Origin of the sequence: Streptomyces prunicolor, from assembly GCF_045162825.1 — a bacterium.
Lineage (GTDB): Bacteria > Actinomycetota > Actinomycetes > Streptomycetales > Streptomycetaceae > Streptomyces > Streptomyces prunicolor.
Genome location: NZ_CP108676.1, coordinates 4359381 through 4375872, shown reverse-complemented (window position 1 = coordinate 4375872; position 16492 = coordinate 4359381). Strand labels below are relative to the sequence as shown.

The window sequence follows — 16492 nt, the reverse complement described above, 5'->3', positions numbered from 1 at the left end:
TCCGCCGGGCCTCAGCTCGCCTCCCGCCCGGCGGACGCCCGCTCCATCGCCCCGTCCAGATGCGCGATGACAGCCGCCACATCACCGCTCTCCGTGTGACGGATCAGCTCAAGCGCCGGGCGGACGAGAAGGCCCGGCCGGGCGATCAACCGCGCGAGCACCGCAGCCCGGACATCAAGCCGTTCGATGGTGACCTCGCGCTGCGCCTCCGTCTGGCCCGCCAGCAGCACCGTGTTGTACCAGGCCTCCTGCCGGGACTGGACGACGCTGAAGTCCAGGATCTCCTCGTCCGTGCGGCCTCCGACCTTGTCCAGCAGGGACAGGAGGGGGGACACGGCGCCCACCGAGTCCTCCAGCACCAGGACCACCCCCGCGAGGATGTCGTTGACCAGCAGGTAGTCGTGCTGCAACGCGTGGATGTCCGCGCCGGGGCTCGTCCGCGCGGCGGCTACGGCCAGGTCGAGGTTGATGTGGGCGTTCACGCCGAGGACCAGGTGCTGGACGATGACGGTGTCGCCGTCGTCGAGCAGCCCGAACGTCTCGCGCCAGCAGCGCGGCCCGCTCCGGTCACGGCGCCAGGCGTCGTACGCGGCGAAGTAACGGTTGCCGAAGAGCGTGTCGAAGCGGTCCATCCGGGGGCCGTCCTCGAACTGCCCGGCGTGGATGGCCTTGCGGATCTCGACGGTCACCTGGCGGTACAGCGCCGCGAAATATCCGACCCGGTCACCGGCATCCGTTGCCTCCCGCACGATTTCCGCGAGCCCGTCCACAACTTCGTCGATGTTCTGTGCCGCCATGCCAGTGGTGCCCGCCATGCCCAACTCCCGTCCCGCAGTGGCTCGTTCGGCCCGCGCCCCGGCCGTTGTCCGTACTGCCGGTCCCTGTCCTACCACCGTGCTCCGGCAGTTGAGCCCCCTTTTCTCAACCTCCCGTCGGCGATGCGACGAGGCGCCGTAGCGAAGCATGGGCCGGTGGCCCCCACGTGGACTTGCCCCCGGGGCGGCCGTGGTCGCCGGCGTGCCCGATGTGGAGGCCGGCGAGCGCGCGCAGCACCGCACAGCCCCGTGCGCGGCGCAGGGTCGCGGGGTCGGGGGTCGGACGGTAGGCCTCGTGGAAGCGGTCCGCCGCGCCGTCCGGCAGCAGGATCCACGCGGCGGCGAGGTCGTAGGCGGGGTCACCGGCGCAGAGGTCGCCGAAGTCGATCACGCCGGCGAACGTGCCGTTCGTGGTCAGGACGTTGGCCGGATGCAGGTCACCGTGGAGCCACAGCGCCGGGCCCGTCCACTCGGGTGCGGCTACGGCGTCCTCCCAGACCCTCCGTACGGCGTCCGGGTCGCGGATCAGCCCCAGTTCGGTGGCCGAGGCGAGCCCGAGGGCGAAGCCTTCGGCGTGGTCGGCCAGCGGGCCGCCGCGGTCCCGTCCCCCGGGTGCTCCCTCGGGGGCGGGGCGGTGCAGCGCGGTCAGGAAGGCGGCCAGCGCTACGGCCGCTTCCGCGCCGCGCGTCACGGGCGCGCGGTCGGCGGGCTCGCCCGGTACCCAGGTGGTGATGAGCCAGGGGCGTGGAAAACGTTCCGAGGGTTCACCGAGGTGCTGCGGGACCGGGACCGGCAGGGGAAGGTGCGGGGCGAGAGCGGGCAGCCAGGTGTGTTCCTTGAGCAGCAGCGCGTCCGCGGACTCCGTCGCCCACGGCAATCGGACGGCCAGGTCGTCGCCGAGCCGCCACACCTGGTTGTCCCAGCCGAGCGCGCCGAGCTTCAGGGGGCGATCCGCCAGCTCCGGGTACTGCTCGCGCAACAGATCCCGGATCAAGGCCTCGTCGATGTCCGTGGTGTCCGGCTCGGTGGCTGTCATGGGCAACAACCGTAGCCGGGAGGCGAGTTGACCGACGCTCCGAATGATCCGAAACACGCCGGGAACGGCCTGAGCGCGGCGCACGCACACGCGCGCCGCGCTCAGCACAGGCAGGGAAGACCAGGAAGACCGGGAAGACCAGCTCCCGGAAAATCAAGTCGGGGCCTACTCCTCGACCGTAAGTCCCTTCCGCAGCCGCACCAGTGTCCGCGACAGCAGCCGCGACACATGCATCTGCGAGATGCCCAGTTCGTCGCCGATCTCCGACTGCGTCATGTTGGCGACGAAGCGCAGGGAGAGGATCTGCCGGTCCCGGTGCGGGAGTTCGGCGATCAGCGGCTTCAACGACTCGACGTACTCGATGCCTTCGAGCCCGTGGTCCTCGTAGCCGATCCGGTCCGCCAGCGCGCCCTCGGAGTCGTCCTCCTCGGGCTGGGCGTCAAGTGAGCTGGCGGTGTAGGCATTTGACGCCGCCATGCCCTCGACGACCTCGTCCCTGGAGAGCTTCAGGCGCTCCGCCAACTCGGCCACCGTGGGGGCGCGGTCGAGTTGCTGGGCCAGTTCGTCGCCGGCCTTGGCCAGGTCGAGCCGGAGTTCCTGAAGGCGGCGCGGGACGCGCACGGACCACGAGGTGTCGCGGAAGAAGCGCTTGATCTCACCCATGATGGTTGGCATCGCGAAGGTGGGGAACTCGACGCCGCGACTGAGTTCGAAGCGGTCGATCGCCTTGATCAGGCCGATGGTGCCGACCTGGATGATGTCCTCCATCGGCTCGCTGCGCGAGCGGAAGCGGGAGGCGGCGAACTTGACCAGCGCGAGGTTGAGCTCGACGAGCGTGTTGCGGACGTACGAGTACTCGTGCGTCCCTTCCTCGAGCGATTCCAGGCGCTCGAAGAGGGTCTTGGAGAGCGCCCGTGCGTCGACGGCGCCGATCTCGTCGTACGGGGGGATCTCGGGGAGCCCCTCGATGGGATTGGGATCCAGTTGTGCCGGTGGGGGTGTCGACGTCGCTGTCGGGGTAGGCGATGCGTCGAGCCGGGGTGACATGGCGTCCTCCATCGTTCTCGGCATATGGCTGCCGAAGCCGGTGCGTGCACTGCGGAGTGCGGCGCCTCCAAAGCCGGTCGTGTCGGTCGGTCGGTCGTATCGACAGTCGGGGCGAGAGCCGGTCGGTGGCCGGACTTGTCCGTCGTATCGAATGTCCAAATACTTGTCTCTACTAGCCCTACCCGTTTTCCGGAGCCCGCCGCAAGTGCGCTGTGCACCCATATGTCCATTTATGGGCGGTTGTTCGGGTGTTGGAGAGTGTGAGGAAGGCGTAGTGTTCCAGGGCGAACGTCAACAGCCACGACCTCGGGAGAGAGAGACGGCATGGACCGCGGGACGGTCGGCAGCGCACAGTCTGGCCGGCTTCTGGTCGAGGTGCGGAAACAGGGCCTGAGCGCTGTCGTGACACCGGCGGGTGAGTTGGATCACCACACCGCCGATCTGTTGCGCGAGCCGCTGGAGGACCTGCTCGCCCATGGGTACGCACGGCTCGTCGTGGACTGCTCACGGCTGGAGTTCTGCGACTCCACGGGTCTGAACGTACTGCTCGGCGCGCGCCTGAAGGCGGATGCCGCAGGCGGCGGGGTGCACCTCGCGGGGATGAAGCCCGCGGTGGCGCGCGTGTTCGAGATCACCGGGGCGGATGCGGTCTTCACCGTCCACGACACCCTTGGGGCCGCCCTCGCCGATGAGTCCGGCTGAGCCCCGTTCCTCCCCGCGCGACCGGCGGATTCCCCGTGCCTCGTCTTCCGTGCCGAGTAAGGGGTGTTTTGCCGGTTCGCTCGGGCAGGAGAACATCTGAACCTGTCGAGACCGTGAGCGACGAAATCGTTCCTGATCCACGTACTGACTCTTGAACACGTACCGACTGACTCTTGAACCCGTACCGACTTGTGAATCGTGAACCGGTGAATCGGTGAGGTGAAGCGCTGATGAGCACCACCCGGCCCTACCCGCCGGGCGACCGCCCGGAGTCCGGTGGCGCCGCGGAGGCGCCCGCCGGAGGCGCTGCCGTGCCGTCCGTCGGGGACGACGCCGAACCGGCCGTGGGCCGGGACACCCGCAGGCTCAGTTTCGCGGGCGAGAGCGGGGTCGTACCGCTGGCCCGCGACTTCGCCCGCCAGGCCCTGTACGCCTGGGGCTGGCTGCCCGCCGAGGGCGCCGACCGGCGTGCCGCCGCCGAGGACGTGCTCCTCGTCGTCTCCGAGCTGGTCACCAACGCCTGTCTGCACGCCGAAGGCCCGGACGAGATGTGGATCACCTGCGACAAGAAGGTGATCCGGGTCGAGGTCTCCGACCGCGGCACGGGCCAGCCCGCCCCCAGAACCCCGCACCGCGCGGGCCGCCCCGGTGGCCACGGCATGTTCATCGTGCAGCGGCTGTGCCTGGACTGGGGAGTCGTCCGCGCCCCGGGAGTCACCGGCAAGACGGTCTGGGCGGAGCTGGGCGCGCCCGCGTAGGGCCCGTCCGCCCTGCTCGGTCGGTCCGCCGGTCTGCCAGGCCGACGCTCACCTTGGGTTACCCACGGTCACCCCGATCGGCCCGCCCGCCCCGTCCGCTCGCCCCCTCCTTCCCGCTCACCCCTCCTCAATCACCCCCTCACGTACGCCGGATCGTCACAACTCCGGCGTGCGCCTTGTCTTCCTTCCTCACGACCCCGGGCGTACCTTGACGGCCGATCTGATGTGCCGTCAGGAATGAGGGGACCGTGTCGTACCAGAAACGAACCGCAGCGCTCGCGTCCGTCGCGGCCCTGGCCGGCTCGGCGTTATTCATGGCCGCCCCCGCAGCCCGGGCCGACGTGGTCGACGTCAACTACAAGTGCCAGACGCCCATCGGCGTCAAGACCGCCGTCTCGCCGATCGACATCAAGGGTGTCAAGAGCGGCAGCGGCTACCAGCTCACCATGTCCTGGCAGAAGGGCGTCTCGTCCAGCCCCGTCGAACTCGGCAAGGGCGCGATGAGCCCGAGCGCCACCATCAAACTGGGCGGCGCCGACAGCGGCACGGTCGCGGTGTCGGGCCCGGCCAACCAGGCCGCGATCCCCGCCAACACCCCCATCAAAATCAACGACTTGACGGGCACGTACACCCCGAAGGCGACCGGCAAGGTCACGTTCACCGCGGCCGTCCTCACCATCAAGGCCCTCGGTACGACGACGACCTGCACCCCCACCAACAGCCCCGGCCCGTCCCTCACGCTGGACGTGACGGCGGCAGGCGGTTCGTCGGGATCCAGCGGCTCGACGGGCTCGACGGGCTCGACGGGCTCCACGGGCTCGACGGGCTCCACGGGCTCCACCGGTTCCGGCACCGGTACGGACTCCAGCGGCACGCTCCCGAAGACCGGCCCCGACGACTCCGTCATCGCCCTCGGCACGCTCGGCGGCACGGTCCTGCTCGCGGGCGCGGCGGGCACCCTGTGGCTGACCCGGCGCAACCAGACGGCCCGCGCCCGTCGCTGACAGCCCTGAGCCCGCTGGAGCCGCCCATGCTGTCGTCGACCGCCCGCGTCCTGGGCCTGTCCCTCCTCGCCCTCCTTGCGGCCGCACCGACCGCAACGGCCGCCGAGGGATGGACCGTTGCGCCCGCGGGCGGCGGACGCCCGACGTTCTACGCCGAGGGCGAGCCCGGCACGCCCCTCCAGGACACGGTGTCCGTGACCAACCCCACCACCCACCCGGTCACCGTACGACTGCGCGCCACCGGCATCCCGATCACCTTCGCCGACACGGGAGTTCGGGTACCGGCCCGTACCCGGGCGGACATCCCCTTCACGGTGAACGTCCCGACGACAGCCGCCCCCGGCGACCACACCGCCACGATCGTCGCGCGGGACGCGCGTGGTCGCGAGGTGACGGCACGACTCCAACTCCACGTATCCGGACCGATGTTGTCCGCGCTGACCATCGAACATGTGGCTGTCCACGGCGACCGCATCACCTACGAACTGGTCAACCGCGGCACCACCCCCCTCGCCCCGAAACTCGCCGTCCACGCCACCGGCGTCTTCGGCACCCTCCTGGACCGCACCCCCCGCACCCTCCCGGTCCAACTCCCGCCAGGCCAACGCCTCAAGCTCACCGAACCCTGGCCCGACCACCCCACCCTGGACGCGGTCGACGTACACCTCACGGTCACGGCGACAGGCGGCGCACGCGATACGGCGGACGTGTCGACACGGTTCGTGCCGTGGGGAGCGGTGGCGGGGGCCGGGGGCGCGTTGACGGCGGGGGCCGCGCTGCTTCTCGTACGACTACGGCTGCGACTACGACGTCGACGGCGCCGTACGGATGAGGACGATGCGAAGGCCGAACACCCGTACACGCAGGCCGAGTTGACGGGAGCGGGGATGTGAGCGGCAAGGTGCGGATTCCGGCGCTGGTGGCGGTGCTCGCGCTGCTTCTGCTGCCGTTGGCGGGGGCGACAACTGCCGCGGCGGCGGGTGGGCCGACGGTGAAGCTCTCCAAAACACAAGCAGGGGCGGGCGGTTCGATCACCGTCTCCGGGAGCGGCTGGCGGGCGCACGCCCTGCTGATGGTGCTGATCTGCGGACAGGCGACGCCCGCGCGCGGGGTGATCGGCGGCACCAACTCCTGTGCCAACGCGGACGGTAGAGCCGTCACGACGGACGCCAAGGGCATCTTCAGCAAGAAGCTGCCGGTGTCCGAACCGCCGGTGCCGTGCCCGTGCGTGGTGCATGTGGCGACGGTGACGGGGGCGAGCGCGTCGGCGGACACGGTCTTCCAGGTGGCCGGCCACGCGGTCGAACCACTCCCCGCGGAGCCGTCGACCGGACGGCTGTCGGTCATCTCCGACCCCCGACTGGACGGTTCGAGCGGGCTGTTGACCTGGTTCGGGGCGCCACCGTCCCGCACGCTGGTCTTCACCGTGGGCAACGCAGGCTCGACCGCCGTCAAGAACCCCCTGTTCCAAGTCGGCACCTCCCACGGGGTGTTCGCGCCGCAGTGGGACGACCAGCAGTTCAACGGCACGATCGCGCCCGGCGGGAAGGCGGAGATCAAACTCCCCGTAGAACTCTCGGCCGGAGCGCACGGCGACTACACCGTCTCGATGAAGTACGGCGGCCGGGTCCTCGCCGAACAACCATGGGGAGTCGGCCGCCCCTGGGGCGTGACCCTGTTCTGGATCCTGCTCTGCGTGGTCGTACCGGCGGCGGTGTTCCGCGTCGGGATGGCCGTGGTGGACCGGCTACGGCCACGCAAGGCGGCCCGCAGCATGGGCCCGCCCCGGCACCGGAGCCTGCACGTGCCTGCCCAAGTCACCTTGCGTATGCCGAAGTTCGGCAAGGCGCCCACGCCCCGGGAAGCGGCTGAGGCCGCCCCTACGACCTCGACCCTGCCGTGGTTCACCCCGGATTCGGATCCGGGCACGGCGGCCGGTCGACTCTCCGCACCGCACGACGACAGCCCGACGAGTCCGACGACTCCCACCAGGAAGGGACCTACGTGAGCAAGCGAAGGAGAGTCATCCCGGCCGGCGGAGGCGGTGTACGGAGAGCGGGCGCGGCCGCGTTCGCGCTGGTCCTCGGCGGTGCGGGCCTCGCGCTCGGCCTGAGCGCCCAGGCCGCGCAGGCCGCCGAGGTGTCCTACGCCACCCACTGCGTGCCGCCCGCCGGCATCGACCCGGTCGACGGCACCACCAAGGTCGAGATCACCGCGCCCGCCACGGCGAAGGTGGGCGACACGGTCGACGTCGTCTGGAAGTTCACCCAGGCCGCGTCCAAGAACCCCGACATCATCGACCTGCCCGCCAACTCGGTCCAGCCGTCCGGGACGTTGAAGGCGGGCGGCGCGCAGACCGCCGACATCGCGATGCTGGGCCCGCGCACGAACCCGGCGATCCCCAAGGGCGCGGCGATGACCCTGTCCGACATGAAGGGCACGCTGAAACTGACGACAGCGGGGTCGGTGACGCTGACACCGGACGCGTACACGGTCAACGCGTTCTCGACGGACACGAAGTGCGCGCCGACGGCGACGGTCTCGCCTTCGGCGACGATCAACGTGACGGCGGGGGACGGCAGTTCGTCGAGTACGTCGCCGACCGCATCGGACTCGACGTCGGCGTCTCCGTCGCCCAGTGACTCGGATTCCGAGTCGGCATCGGCATCCACATCCGCGTCTGTGTCGGCGAGTTCCAGCGACGGCACCGGGACCGGTCAGACGGACTTCACCGGCAAGGAGGTCTCCGTCCCTTACGCGTGCAAGACGCCGATCGGTGACAAGAGCGCGACCTCGCCCGTGCAGATCAACGCCACTAAGGACGGCGGGAGTTACGACCTCACCGTGAAGTTCAACGGGTCGGTGATGGACAGTCCGGCCGACATCCCGGCGGACTCCGTGAAACCGTCGATGGAGGTGGTCCTGGGCGGCGCCGACAGCGGCACGGTCCATGTCGAGGGCCCGACCAACTCCGCCGCCATCAAGTCCGGCGACCCGATCGACATCCCGGACCTGACCGGTACCTACAAACCGGGCGCGAGCGGCACGTCGACGCTGTCACCCGGCGTCCTCACGGTCAGCGCCCTTGGCACGACGACGACTTGCACACCCACGAAGTCGGAGGTCTCCCTGACCCTCGACACGACGGAACAGGCGAGCGGCGCGTCCGGTTCCACCACGACGGGCGGTACGTCGACGTCGACATCGTCCTCCGGCGGCTTGGCGGAGACGGGCTCGGACAGCCACGGCGGCCTGAAAGCGCTCGGCCTGGTCTCCGGTACGGCGATCCTGCTGGGCGTGGCGGTGTTCACGTTCCTGCCGGGACGGAGGCGGCTGCGGTAGACGAGCGCGGGCCCGACGTTCACTGGAGAACGCCGGGGACACAGAAAGGGCCGCCGCATCCCGAGGGATGCAGCGGCCCTTTGTCACGTAGCCGTGGACGAACGTCAGTGGACGAACGTCAGTGCACGTCGCCCATGAGTTCCTTGACCCTCTTGCGGTACATCCACACCGCCGCGCCCGCCAGGACCGCGAGGGCGGCCTGCAACGCGACGATGCCCGTCTTGTTCAGGTCGACGCCGGCGATGGACAGGAGGCCCGTCGTGGCGTCGCCCGCCGTCACCGCGAGGAACCAGACGCCCATCATCTGGGAGGCGTACTTCGCGGGGGCCATCTTCGTGGTGACGGAGAGGCCGACGGGGGAGAGGGTCAGCTCGCCGACCGTCTGGACGAAGTAGATCGCCACCAGCCACATCGCCGCCGCCTTGTGACCGCCGTCGGCGATCGCGAGCGGGGCCAGGAAGAGGAAGAAGGACGCGCCGATCAGGACCAGGCCCATCGCGAACTTGGTCGCCGTGCTCGGCTCCTTGCCCCGGCGGGCCAGGGCCAGCCAGGCCCAGGCGAAGACCGGGGCCAGGGCCATGATGAGGACCGGGTTGACCGACTGGTACCAGGAGATCGGGAAGTTCCAGCCGAAGACGGTGTTCTTCGCCGAGGAGTCGGCGAACAGGGACACCGTCGAGCCGCCCTGGTCGTAGATCATCCAGAAGACGGCCGCGGCGACGAAGAACCAGATGTACGCGGACATCTTCGACTGCTCGGCGCGGTCGAGGTCCTTGTCGCGCTTGATGCGGGCGATGACCAGGACGGGGATGAGGAGGCCGGCGATCGTGATCGGGACCAGCAGCCAGTTCAGCGTGTAGTGGCCGGAGAAGCCGACGATCGCGTAGAAGACGACGGCGACGGCCGCCCACAGGCCCGACTTGCGCAGCGTGGCCGCCTTCTCCTCGGCGGACAGCGGCTTGGGGACGAGGTCCGAGCGGGAGCTGAGGTGGCTCGTGCCGAGCAGGTACTGGGCGAGGCCGATGGCCATGCCGACCGCGGCGAGCGCGAAGCCGAGGTGCCAGTTGTAGTTCTCGCCGATGGTGCCGATGGCCAGCGGCGCGGCGAACGCGCCGATGTTGATGCCGATGTAGAAGACCGTGAAGCCGCCGTCACGGCGCGGGTCGTCCGGGCCCTCGTAGAGGTGGCCGACCATCGTCGAGATGTTGGCCTTCAGGAGACCGGAGCCGACCGCCACCAGGCCCAGGCCCGCGAAGAACGTGCCCGAGGACGGGAGGGCCAGGGTGAGGTGGCCGAGCATGATGATCACGCCGGCGACGGCGACCGTCTTGCGGGGGCCGAGGACACGGTCCGCGAACCAGCCGCCGGGCAGGGCGAGCAGGTACACGAGGGACAGGTACACCGAGTAGATCGCGGTAGCGGTGGCCGCGCTCATGTGCAGGCCGCCCGGTGCCACCAGGTACAGCGGGAGCAGAGCTTTCATGCCGTAGTAGGAGAATCGCTCCCACATCTCGGTCATGAAGAGAGTGGCCAGTCCGCGGGGGTGGCCGAAGAAGGTCGTATCGGAACCGGGGGTGCCCGGAGTCACCGAGTCCTTCGTCAGGCTGGACGCCATGATCGATCCTTGCTGGTCGGGCCGTGCTGGTTGAGAGGGCAGCACACAAAAGAGACCTTCAGCTGTAAATGCTCGCCAAAGGTCTTCAGTGTCACTACAGGCGGTCAGGCCACCATACGGCAGGACACCGCCGGATATGGAAGGACTTGAGACATCGATCACAGGGAATAGTGGAACCATGGTCGGTCTTTCGAAGGTGAATGCAAGGATCGCATCGCACAGACACAGGTTCGACCCGAATTCTTCACGGCAGCGAATCCGACTTGCCCCAAGGTAAGAATCACTCGTGGCGATCACACCTCGACCGCTGTCCAAGGCGGACTACCATCAGCTCATGACCCGTGTACTGCTCGCCGAGGACGACGCGTCCATCTCGGAGCCGCTGGCCCGCGCTTTGCGACGGGAAGGCTACGAGGTCGAGGTGCGCGAGGACGGACCGACAGCCCTCGATGCCGGCATCCAGGGCGGCATCGACCTGTGTGTCCTGGACCTGGGCCTGCCCGGTATGGACGGCCTGGAAGTCGCCCGCCGACTGCGCGCCGAGGGCCACACCGTCCCCATCCTCATCCTGACCGCGCGCGCCGACGAGGTGGACACCGTCGTAGGCCTCGACGCGGGCGCCGACGACTACGTCACCAAACCCTTCCGGCTCGCCGAACTGCTCGCCCGCGTCCGGGCGCTGCTCCGGCGCGGCGCCGCGGAGCCCGCGCAGCCGCCCGCCACGCACGGCGTCCGTATCGACGTCGAGTCCCACCGTGCGTGGATGGGCGACGAGGAACTCCAGCTCACCGCCAAGGAGTTCGACCTGCTGCGGGTGCTTGTGCGGGATGCCGGGCGGGTTGTCACCCGGGACCAGTTGATGCGCGAGGTGTGGGACACGACGTGGTGGTCGTCCACCAAGACCCTCGACATGCATATCTCCTGGCTGCGGAAGAAGCTCGGTGACGATGCGGCCAACCCTCGGTACATCGCCACTGTGCGGGGTGTCGGGTTCCGGTTCGAGAAGAGCTAGGTCGGCTACGCGCGTTGCGACGTGGGTGGCTGGTGTGGTGTGCGCGACTGGCCGCCGTCTAGGGCTGGTCGCGCAGTTCCCCGCGCCCCTTTCGGGGCGCTGAAGTCGCCGTTTCTCGGAGAGTGGCCGTGCGTCGTCGTCTTATTCAGTCCACCCTCGCTGTGGTGCTCGTGGTGATCGCCGTGTTCGGTGTTTCCCTCGTCATCGTCGAGACACGCACGATCAGCAACAGCGCCCAGGAACGGGTGGATTCCGAGGCGCTCCGGCTGGCCAGCATCGTGGACAGTCGGATTCTCGGGGCGGAGATCGTCGACTCCGAGGTGCTGCGTACGCAGGTCACGGAGGATCGGTACGCCGTGATCCGGATCCCGGGCGACCCGGTGATCGCGGTCGGCACCAAGCCGACCGGTGACGTCATCCGCTCCACCGCCAAGGGCGAGGAGGGCGAGACGGTCACCGTGGAGGAGCCGCGCTCGACCGTCACCCGTGAGGTCGGGCGGACGCTGCTCATCATCGGCGCCGTCGCGCTGCTCGCCGTGGTGGCCGCCGTACTGCTCGCGGTACGGCAGGCCAACCGGCTCGCCTCGCCGCTCACCGACCTCGCGGAGACCGCCGAGCGGCTCGGTTCCGGTGACCCGCGCCCCCGGCACAAGCGGTACAGCGTCCCGGAGTTGGACCGGGTCGCCGATGTCCTCGACTCCTCCGCCGAGCGCATCGCCCGTATGCTCACCGCCGAGCGGAGGCTGGCCGCCGACGCCTCGCACCAGCTGCGTACGCCCCTCACCGCGCTCTCCATGCGCCTGGAGGAGATCACCCTCACGGACGACCCGGACACGGTGAAGGAGGAGGCGACGATCGCGCTGACGCAGGTCGAGCGGCTCACGGACGTCGTGGAGCGGCTGCTGACGAACGCGCGTGACCCCCGTACCGGTTCCGCCGTCTCCTTCGACCTCGACGAGGTCATCCAGCAGCAGCTCGCCGAGTGGCGCCCGGCCTACCGAGGCGTGGGCCGCGCGATCGTCAGCTCGGGCAAGCGGCATCTCCAGGCCGTCGGCACCCCGGGCGCGGTCGCCCAGGTGCTGGCCGCGCTGATCGAGAACTCCCTGATGCACGGCGGCGGCACGGTCGCCCTGCGCACCCGCGTCACCGGCAACCAGTCCGTCGTGGAAGTCACGGACGAGGGCCCCGGCGTTCCCACCGACCTCGGCGCCCGCATCTTCGAGCGCACGATCAGCGGTCGTAACTCCACCGGGATCGGCCTCGCGGTCGCGCGTGACCTCGCGGAGGCGGACGGCGGGCGGCTGGAGATGCTGCAGGCGCAGCCGCCGGTGTTCGGGCTCTTCCTGTCGCGCACGCCGCCGACGAAGCGGCTGCCGGTGGACGAGGACGAGCCCACGGTCCGCTAGGACGGGAGTGGGGGATTCAGCTCACGTGCTGCTTGGGGCGGGGCAGCGGCTCGGGGTTCTGCTTCTGCTTCAGAAAGGGCTCCGCGACCGGCTCCCCGGTCTCGGCAGCGTCCTCGTCCTCGGTCGGCAGCGCCTTGAACACCCAGCTGCGGTACGACCAGAAGCGGAACAGCGTCGCGATGCCGATGCCGAGCACCTTGAAGACGTTGCGCTGCAGCGAGCTGTCCCAGCCGAAGCCGTAGATCGCCGCGAACAGGATGCCGTTCTCGATCACCAGGCCGACCAGGCTGAACGCCAGGAACAGGCTCAGTTCCTTGGTGCGGGCGCTCTTGTCGCGGTCCCGGTAGGTGAAATACCGGAAGCCGACGTAGTTGCACGCGATGGCGACGATCGTCGCGATCACGTTGGCGCGCACGGCCTGCAGGCTGGTCAGATGCCACAGCAGATTGGAGACCGCGAAGTTCACCACGGTGCCCACCACGCCCACCGCGCCGAACTTGGCGACCTCGCGGGCGAGCCGTTTGAAAGGCCCTTCGGAACCAGGCTCCATGGTTGTGCAGGCCCCTGTCTTCTCGGATTCTCGACCCAGCCATGCTAACCACCGCTTTCCCCCGCCGCCCGTGAAGCGGCTCACAGGTCGGGAAGAGACCCGGAAAAGAACGGTAAGAGGTACGGAAATCGGGCCGCCCCGGCGTGACCGATACCCTGGGGGAGTGACGTTCCCGGTAGTCGGCATGGTCGGCGGGGGGCAGCTCGCTCGTATGACACACGAGGCGGGCATCCCGCTCGGCATCAAATTCAAGCTCCTCAGTGACATCCCTCAGGAGTCCGCGGCGCAGGTCGTCGGCGATGTCGTCATCGGCGACTACCGCGACCTCGACACGCTGCGTGACTTCGCGCGGGGCTGCGACGTGATCACCTTCGATCACGAACACGTACCCACCGAGCATCTGCGCGCCCTGGAGGCGGACGGCATCCCCGTCCGCCCCGGCCCGGACGCGCTCGTGCACGCCCAGGACAAGGGCGTGATGCGCGCGAAGCTCGTCGAGATCGGCGTGCCGTGCCCGCGGCACCGTCTTGTCGGCGACCCGGCGGACGTCGTCGCGTTCGCGGCGGAGGGGGACGGCTTCCCCGTCGTCCTCAAGACCGTCCGCGGCGGCTACGACGGCAAGGGCGTGTGGGTGGTCGACTCGGCGGAGGAGGCCGCCGAGCCGTTCCGTGCCGGTGTCGCCGTGCTCGCCGAGGAGAAGGTCGACTTCGTGCGGGAGCTGGCGGCGAACGTCGTACGCTCCCCGCACGGCCAGGCCGTCGCCTACCCGGTCGTCGAGTCCCAGCAGGTCAACGGCGTCTGCGACACGGTCATCGCGCCGGCCCCCGACCTGGACGAGTCCCTCGCCCTCCAGGCCGAGGAGATGGCGCTGCGCATCGCGAAGGAACTCGGGGTTGTCGGCCATCTCGCCGTCGAGCTGTTCCAGACCCGCGACGGTCGCATCCTCGTCAACGAACTCGCCATGCGCCCGCACAACTCCGGTCACTGGACCCAGGACGGCGCGATCACCAGCCAGTTCGCGAACCACGTCCGCGCGGTCCTCGACCTCCCGCTGGGCGATCCGCGCGCACGGGCCCCCTGGACCGTGATGTGTAACGTTCTCGGCGGCGACTACCCGGACATGTACTCCGCGTACCTGCACTGCATGGCCAGGGACCCCCAACTGAAGATCCACATGTACGGCAAGGACGTGAAGCCCGGCCGCAAGGTGGGCCACGTCAACACCTACGGCGACGTCCTGGACGACGTCCTGGACCGCGCCCGCCACGCAGCCGGCTATCTGAGAGGCACGATCACCGAATGAGCTCCGTCGCAGGACCCGTCGTAGGAATCGTCATGGGGTCGGACTCCGACTGGTCCGTCATGGAGGGCGCCGCGCAGGCCCTCGACGAGTTCGAGATCGCGTACGAGGTCGACGTCCTCTCCGCGCACCGGATGCCGCGCGAGATGATCACGTACGGCGAGCAGGCCGACGGGCGTGGCCTCAAGGTGATCATCGCGGGCGCGGGCGGCGCCGCCCACCTCCCCGGCATGCTCGCCTCGGTGAGTCCGCTGCCGGTGATCGGCGTGCCCGTACCGCTCAAGTACCTGGACGGCATGGACTCGTTGCTGTCCATCGTGCAGATGCCGGCCGGTGTCCCCGTCGCCACCGTCTCGGTCGCCGGCGCGCGCAACGCGGGACTGCTCGCCGCCCGCATCCTGGCCACGCACGACGACGAACTCCTCGTCCGGATGCGGGAGTTCCAGCAGGAGCTGAACGACCAGGCCACCGAGAAGGGCAAGCGCCTGCGGACCAAGGTCGAGGGTTCGGGCAGCGGTTTCGGTTTCGGGAAGTGACGGGGATGACGGGGGACACGGGGGACACGGGGGACACGGGGGACACAGGGATGACGTCACTTGATCAAGCCCGGGAGCTGCTCCGCGAGTTCCCGGTCGTCGACGGACACAACGACCTGCCCTGGGCGCTGCGCCAGCAGGTCAACTACGACCTCGACGCCCGCGACATCGCCGTACACCAGAACGCCCATCTGCACACCGACATCCCGCGCCTGCGCGAGGGCGGCGTCGGCGCGCAGTACTGGTCGGTGTACGTCCGCTCGGACCTGCCCGACCCGGTGCCGATGACGCTGGAACAGATCGACTGCGTACGGCAGTTGCTGGCCCGGTACCCGGAGCAGCTGGCGCCCGCGCTGACCGCCGCGGACATGGAGTCGGCGCGCGGGGAGGGCCGTATCGCCTCCCTCATGGGTGCGGAGGGCGGGCACTCGATCGCCAACTCCCTCGGCACGCTGCGGGGGTTGTACGCCCTCGGCGTCCGCTACATGACGCTCACCCACAACGACAACGTGGCGTGGGCGGACTCGGCGACGGACGAACCGGGGGTCGGCGGGCTGTCGGCGTTCGGGCGTGAGGTCGTGCGGGAGATGAACCGCGAGGGCATGCTCGTCGACCTCTCGCACGTCGCGGCGACGACGATGCGCGACGCGCTGGACACGTCGACGGCGCCGGTGATCTTCTCCCATTCGTCGTCCCGGGCGGTCTGTGATCACCCGCGCAACATCCCCGACGACGTGCTGGAGCGGCTGCCGGGCAACGGCGGTATGGCCATGGTGACGTTCGTACCGAAGTTCGTGCTCCAGGCCGCCGTGGACTGGACGGTCGCGGCCGACGACAACATGCGCGCGCACGGCCTGCACCACCTGGAGACCACCGAAGAGGCGATGAAGGTGCACCACGCCTTCGAGGAACTCCACCCGCGCCCGATCGCGACCGTCTCCACCGTCGCCGACCACCTCGACCACATGCGCGAGGTCGCGGGCGTCGACCACCTCGGTATCGGCGGCGACTACGACGGCACGGCCTTCACCCCGGACGGTCTGAACGACGTCTCCGGCTACCCGAACCTCATCGCGGAACTCCTCGACCGCGGCTGGTCCAGGCCCGACCTGGCCAAGCTGACCTGGCAGAACGCGGTACGGGTGCTGGGCGCGGCGGAGGACGTGGCACGGGAGATCCAGGCGACGCGGGGGCCGTCGAACGCGACGATCGAGTCGCTGGACGGCTGACCGGACGGTTCGTTCAGGGCGGGGCGGCCCACGGGTGACCGGCCGTCCCGCCCCCCGTACCCCGAACGCCCCGCTCACCAGGTAGCCCCCTTGCGGGCGTGCGACGGTGACCGTACTGCCGTAACGACGTACGGAGCCCC

16 protein-coding genes are annotated in these 16492 nt (G+C 69.5%); 11 read left to right on the top strand and 5 right to left on the bottom strand.

The window, feature by feature from the left end:
* Nucleotides 1-11: 11 nt before the first annotated feature.
* The 3 genes from OG588_RS19680 to OG588_RS19670 all read right to left on the bottom strand — a co-directional run bounded on the left by OG588_RS19680 (nucleotide 12) and on the right by OG588_RS19670 (nucleotide 2898).
* On the bottom strand, nucleotides 12-815 hold the full coding sequence (locus tag OG588_RS19680; RefSeq protein ID WP_405948430.1) for a DUF5995 family protein: 804 nt from the start codon (nucleotides 813-815) through the stop codon (nucleotides 12-14).
* A 106-nt stretch (nucleotides 816-921) separates the two neighbouring features.
* A complete protein-coding gene (locus tag OG588_RS19675) occupies nucleotides 922-1851 on the bottom strand; it encodes an aminoglycoside phosphotransferase family protein (RefSeq protein ID WP_405948429.1) in 930 nt (309 codons plus the stop codon).
* Between the two features lie 165 nt (nucleotides 1852-2016).
* Entirely contained in the window at nucleotides 2017-2898 is an 882-nt protein-coding gene (locus OG588_RS19670) for an RNA polymerase sigma factor SigF (RefSeq protein ID WP_266857686.1), read from the bottom strand.
* Between the two features lie 324 nt (nucleotides 2899-3222).
* On the opposite strand from OG588_RS19670, the gene OG588_RS19665 reads away from it, so the two are divergent.
* The 6 genes from OG588_RS19665 (at nucleotide 3223) to OG588_RS19640 (ending at nucleotide 8704) form a co-directional block, all read left to right on the top strand.
* Entirely contained in the window at nucleotides 3223-3600 is a 378-nt protein-coding gene (locus tag OG588_RS19665; RefSeq protein WP_019063981.1) for an STAS domain-containing protein, read from the top strand.
* A 230-nt stretch (nucleotides 3601-3830) separates the two neighbouring features.
* Entirely contained in the window at nucleotides 3831-4358 is a 528-nt protein-coding gene (locus tag OG588_RS19660) for an ATP-binding protein (RefSeq protein ID WP_019063980.1), read from the top strand.
* 248 nt (nucleotides 4359-4606) lie between these two features.
* On the top strand, nucleotides 4607-5362 hold the full coding sequence (locus OG588_RS19655) for an LPXTG cell wall anchor domain-containing protein (RefSeq protein ID WP_405948428.1): 756 nt from the start codon (nucleotides 4607-4609) through the stop codon (nucleotides 5360-5362).
* A gap of 29 nt (nucleotides 5363-5391) precedes the next feature.
* Nucleotides 5392-6255 (top strand): hypothetical protein, encoded by an 864-nt coding sequence (locus tag OG588_RS19650; RefSeq protein WP_405953164.1) that lies wholly within the window; start codon nucleotides 5392-5394, stop codon nucleotides 6253-6255.
* Entirely contained in the window at nucleotides 6252-7370 is a 1119-nt protein-coding gene (locus tag OG588_RS19645) for a hypothetical protein (protein WP_405948427.1), read from the top strand. The genes OG588_RS19650 and OG588_RS19645 overlap by 4 nt, the downstream gene beginning before the upstream one ends.
* Nucleotides 7367-8704, top strand: a complete 1338-nt coding sequence (locus OG588_RS19640) for a hypothetical protein (protein WP_405948426.1) — start codon at nucleotides 7367-7369, stop codon at nucleotides 8702-8704. The genes OG588_RS19645 and OG588_RS19640 overlap by 4 nt, the downstream gene beginning before the upstream one ends.
* Nucleotides 8705-8822: 118 nt before the next feature.
* Here OG588_RS19640 and OG588_RS19635 read toward each other — a convergent pair whose 3' ends face one another.
* The gene (locus tag OG588_RS19635) at nucleotides 8823-10319 is read right to left on the bottom strand and encodes an oligopeptide:H+ symporter (RefSeq protein ID WP_405948425.1); all 1497 of its coding nucleotides are present in this window, start codon (nucleotides 10317-10319) and stop codon (nucleotides 8823-8825) included.
* A gap of 334 nt (nucleotides 10320-10653) precedes the next feature.
* Between OG588_RS19635 and OG588_RS19630 the strand changes: the two genes are divergently transcribed.
* Nucleotides 10654-11331, top strand: a complete 678-nt coding sequence (locus tag OG588_RS19630; RefSeq protein WP_174447603.1) for a response regulator transcription factor — start codon at nucleotides 10654-10656, stop codon at nucleotides 11329-11331.
* Nucleotides 11332-11459: 128 nt separating this feature from the next.
* On the top strand, nucleotides 11460-12737 hold the full coding sequence (locus OG588_RS19625; RefSeq protein ID WP_026151512.1) for an ATP-binding protein: 1278 nt from the start codon (nucleotides 11460-11462) through the stop codon (nucleotides 12735-12737).
* 16 nt (nucleotides 12738-12753) lie between these two features.
* On the opposite strand, the gene OG588_RS19620 is transcribed toward OG588_RS19625, so the two are convergent.
* Entirely contained in the window at nucleotides 12754-13287 is a 534-nt protein-coding gene (locus OG588_RS19620) for a GtrA family protein (protein WP_366097294.1), read from the bottom strand.
* Between the two features lie 163 nt (nucleotides 13288-13450).
* Between OG588_RS19620 and OG588_RS19615 the strand changes: the two genes are divergently transcribed.
* Genes OG588_RS19615 through OG588_RS19605 form a run of 3 tightly spaced genes read left to right on the top strand, consistent with a single transcriptional unit; the run spans nucleotide 13451 to nucleotide 16352 of the window.
* Nucleotides 13451-14590 carry a 5-(carboxyamino)imidazole ribonucleotide synthase gene (locus OG588_RS19615; RefSeq protein WP_405948424.1) on the top strand — a complete coding sequence of 380 codons (1140 nt, stop codon included), beginning with the start codon at nucleotides 13451-13453 and terminating at the stop codon, nucleotides 14588-14590.
* A complete protein-coding gene (purE, locus tag OG588_RS19610) occupies nucleotides 14587-15123 on the top strand; it encodes a 5-(carboxyamino)imidazole ribonucleotide mutase (RefSeq protein WP_366097296.1) in 537 nt (178 codons plus the stop codon). Before OG588_RS19615 ends, purE begins: the two co-directional genes overlap by 4 nt.
* 50 nt (nucleotides 15124-15173) lie before the next feature.
* Entirely contained in the window at nucleotides 15174-16352 is a 1179-nt protein-coding gene (locus tag OG588_RS19605) for a dipeptidase (protein ID WP_405948423.1), read from the top strand.
* The last annotated feature ends 140 nt before the right edge of the window (nucleotides 16353-16492 follow it).